This window comes from Neobacillus drentensis, assembly GCF_036962765.1.
Taxonomy (GTDB): Bacteria; Bacillota; Bacilli; order Bacillales; family Cytobacillaceae; genus Neobacillus; species Neobacillus drentensis_C.
In genome coordinates this window covers 1-3,594 of record NZ_JBALOS010000295.1, presented here as the reverse complement: position 1 = coordinate 3,594, position 3,594 = coordinate 1, and the positions used below count along the sequence as shown (strand labels likewise).

Here is a 3,594-nt window from a genome sequence, read left to right as displayed (position 1 = left end):
TATTGTACTATTTATAACTTTGTAAAAATGATCCCAATTAGTGCGGTAATAACACCAATAACTTGATACCTCTTAAGTTTTTCTTTATAAAGAAGAAATCCAGCCAGCACAACGATTAAACAATTTAAACTTACTACTGGAAAAACAATACTTGCTGTTCCAATCTTAAGGGCATAGAAATAACAACTATAGCCTAAAATGCTAATTAGACCGACAATAGACCCGACATTGACTTCTGATCTTTGCCACTTTTCCTTCGTCAGCATACTACAAATAATTAAATAAATACTTCCGCCACCATACATCGCAATGAGGATATTCAATGAATTGAGATGTAAATATGACGTTGCTTTCATTAAAATCCCTAATATACCAAAAGATAAAATGGCAAGGCCGACACGAATAATCCATGGAAGATAATTTGTCCGTCTGCTTTTTTCCGTTGAATACTGAATAGCCATGGCCGACCCTAGCATAAAGACAATTCCCAACCACTGAATCAGGGTAATATGTTCATGAAAAACAACTGCTGCACACACAATAGGAAATATAGTATTAGTTCCTACTAATGGCGAAGTTAAACTAGCAGGTCCCTTTTCAAAGGCCTTTGACATTTGGATATTGCCGTTTGCATTTAAAATTCCAATCAAAGCTCCTAGCAGTATCGTAATTAAATTTAGTTGGACGTTTTCATGAACAATCGCAAATCCTAGTGTTAATACAAAGGCTACAAAATAAAAGATAAATTGAATATGTACTTTCGAGACTCTCTTTCCCGTACTCCATTTAAAAATGGTATTATTTGTCCCAAAGCAAACCATCGTAATCAAGGCCGCTGCTATCCACATGTTGCTCCTTCGCTCCCTTTATCATTTTCACTTTATATAATATACCTCCCTGGCACTCCTCTCAATTGTTTTTTTGCGAATATTCGCTATAACGGTGTATTTTTGCAAAAATATGTTGTTATTTCATGTATTCCGTCTTGTTTTGATAGCTTTTGTCATGTTGCAGGAAAAATCAGTACTAGATGGTGAATAACTAACACAAGATGAATAATTTCCTAGATAAATAGAAAGGAATGACGTTTTTAATGAAGACCTATACCTTAAAAGAAGCGGCTAAAAAGATAAATATTAAACCTGGCATTGTCCGTCAGTGGGAAAAAGATTTTGATGATATGTTTGAGATTCCTCGAACAAAACAAGGGGCAAGAATTTATACAGATTTAGAAATCGACAAACTAGTAGAAATTAAAAAAATGTATGAGAATAAAGGAAGGAAGGAAGGAATCAGGGAATGGATGCAAATAAAACTTCACCCTGAAAATGGAGTGGTGCAAGAAAAAACCGAAGTCTCACTCGAGGTCATGTCTGAACCCCCTCCACCAATTACCATTCAGGATGCGATAGATGCACATCTTACCATACAGGATGCAATTGATGCACATCAGTTTTTCGAGGCAATGGATACGTACAAGCAAAATTTCTTAAGCGAAGTAAAAAATGAGATCCAGAATGTTGTACGAAAAGAAGTATTAGAAGAAGTAAAGAAGGAAATAAACAAAGGAACGTATACAACAGTTAAGTCAATATCTGACTCTATATATAAATCTTCTGCAAACACCCAAGCTGAAATTCAAGATTTATCAAATACATTAGAAAAAGCATCTGAACTCTCCGCAGACTCTTTACAATACCTATCTAACAATATTGCGAACGTATCAATAGAGACGTCTCAAGAAATATATACACTCTCCAAGCAGTTATCGGAAACATCAGAGGAATTATCCCATTACGTAGATGTTACCAACAACGAGATCTCAAGTCTAACTGAGGCAATGACCAAAGAACGTGAATTCTTCCTTGAAGAACGAAATCAGTACCGGCATGAAATCACTCAACGCGAAATAGCCTTTCAACAAATGTTAAACAGCTACCGAGATGTCGCAGCAGCAAAAGAAAAAAAATGGTGGAAATTCTGGACTTAAAAAAAGGAAAAAATCGTTACTCGTGGATTTTTGGGTTTATTTAAATCATTGGAGGGATTCGATATGAATACTAGTGAAGTTGCAAAATTATTAGGTGTATCCACCAGTACTATTCAACGCTGGGTCAAGCAACTCGAGTTACCAATGGAAAGAAATGAGCGTGGGCACTATCATTTTAGCAATGAGGATATCGAAGTATTAAAAAAAATCCATGAACAACTGCAAAATGGTACACTTATCCAAGAAATCACACCATTAAAAGAGAAAAAAGTTCCAAGAAAAGGTGCCATTAAGATTGTAGAAGACAACCAAGAATTAGAAAAATTGAATGAGAAAGTCAGTAAATTAGAAATTGAACTCCACTCAAAAGCAGATTCCGTTGTTTCTTATCAACTCCTCCAGCATCGCCGTGAAATAGAAGAATTGCAAATTCAAGTAAATGAATTAACTAAGCAGCTTGATCAATTCCAAAAGCTCCTTAGTAAAGTCAATTTGCCTTCTCAAATTGATGATCCGATTGTATTTGACTCAAGTAAAGGAAAAAGAAAAAAGAAAAACATCGTAAGTTCATTATTAGGTTTTTTGTAACAAACTAAGAGCCGAACAGGTACCTGTTCGGCTCTTTTCATATCATATAATTCCACTAAATCTTAAGTTCCACAAGCGGCCGAGTATATTTTTTTGTTACGTAACTGCCAAGAATTAAACAGATAATCAAGGACAGGATGATCAGTAAAAGATAATGTCCTGAAAAATTGAATAAATTTTTATCTAGAACGGCTACTTCAAGTGTTTTAACAATAAACCCGTGTAACAAGTAGACATACAACGTTCTTTCACCTATTTCCGAAATTCTAAATGAGGTTGAAGGTATAATTGTCATAAATCCAAAAACGACTATTAATGTCAGTAAATATTGGGCTCCTCGAAACAGTCCATCCGACCACTCTTCCACTCCCATATTTGCATATGAGGTATCACCTAGGAGCCATGGGACTGCGTCATGCGGGAAACTAAACCCTAAGGATAAGAATGTTCCTAAAATAATTGCTAATCCAATTGGCAGTGAGTATTTGGAACGAATCGCTTTTTTCAGGTGGTCCCCATTTAGTAAATATCCTAATAAAAAATATGGAAAAAATACAAATGTTCTAGACAGGCTTAAATAACTACCCACATCATCAATAAATCCTATCGCTATTCCCAAACCGATTGCGAAACAAAAGCCCATCCATCTAAATCTGGCAAACACATATAATAACAAATTCCAACAAAACAAACTCAACAAAAACCATAATGACCAATGTGGATTTAAAAAGTCGATCTCAATTCTCGCTTCCTGCCCATTTAGATAATAATAAATGGAATAAAGCAGTTGGAAAATAAAATAAGGCAGCAATATTTTCTTAATTGCCTTTAATAAATAGCCTTTCTTTTTATAACCTTTAGCAAAGTATCCAGAGATAAAAATAAAAGCTGGCATGTGAAAGAGAAAAATGACTGTATATAACGTGAAAAGAATTCCGTCTTGTTCTTTTAAAGGACTAATAAGGTGCCCAAAGACGACCAAAAAAATCAAGATAAATTTTGCATTATCAAAATAC

4 protein-coding genes are annotated in these 3,594 nt (G+C 34.7%); 2 read left to right on the top strand and 2 right to left on the bottom strand.

Annotation, left to right across the window (positions count from 1 at the left end; all coding sequences use genetic code 11):
• Positions 1-11 precede the first annotated feature (11 nt).
• The gene (locus V7137_RS27360) at positions 12-848 is read right to left on the bottom strand and encodes a DMT family transporter (RefSeq protein ID WP_335700988.1); all 837 of its coding nucleotides are present in this window, start codon (positions 846-848) and stop codon (positions 12-14) included.
• Positions 849-1,093: 245 nt separating this feature from the next.
• Here V7137_RS27360 and V7137_RS27355 point away from each other — a divergent pair, with 245 nt between their 5' ends.
• Positions 1,094-1,990 (top strand): MerR family transcriptional regulator, encoded by an 897-nt coding sequence (locus V7137_RS27355; protein ID WP_335700987.1) that lies wholly within the window; start codon positions 1,094-1,096, stop codon positions 1,988-1,990.
• A gap of 63 nt (positions 1,991-2,053) precedes the next feature.
• On the top strand, positions 2,054-2,578 hold the full coding sequence (locus V7137_RS27350; protein WP_335700986.1) for a MerR family transcriptional regulator: 525 nt from the start codon (positions 2,054-2,056) through the stop codon (positions 2,576-2,578).
• 55 nt (positions 2,579-2,633) lie between these two features.
• Here V7137_RS27350 and V7137_RS27345 read toward each other — a convergent pair.
• Positions 2,634-3,594, bottom strand: a 961-nt coding sequence (locus tag V7137_RS27345) for an acyltransferase family protein (protein ID WP_335700985.1), incomplete at its 5' end; no start/stop codon positions are given.

Excerpts from the sequence above, each read along its gene's own strand:
- V7137_RS27360 (WP_335700988.1), bottom strand. The coding sequence starts at position 848 with ATGTGGATAGCAGCGGCCTTGATTACGATGGTTTGCTTTGGGACAAAT.
- V7137_RS27355 (WP_335700987.1), top strand. The coding sequence starts at position 1,094 with ATGAAGACCTATACCTTAAAAGAAGCGGCTAAAAAGATAAATATTAAA.
- V7137_RS27350 (WP_335700986.1), top strand. The coding sequence starts at position 2,054 with ATGAATACTAGTGAAGTTGCAAAATTATTAGGTGTATCCACCAGTACT.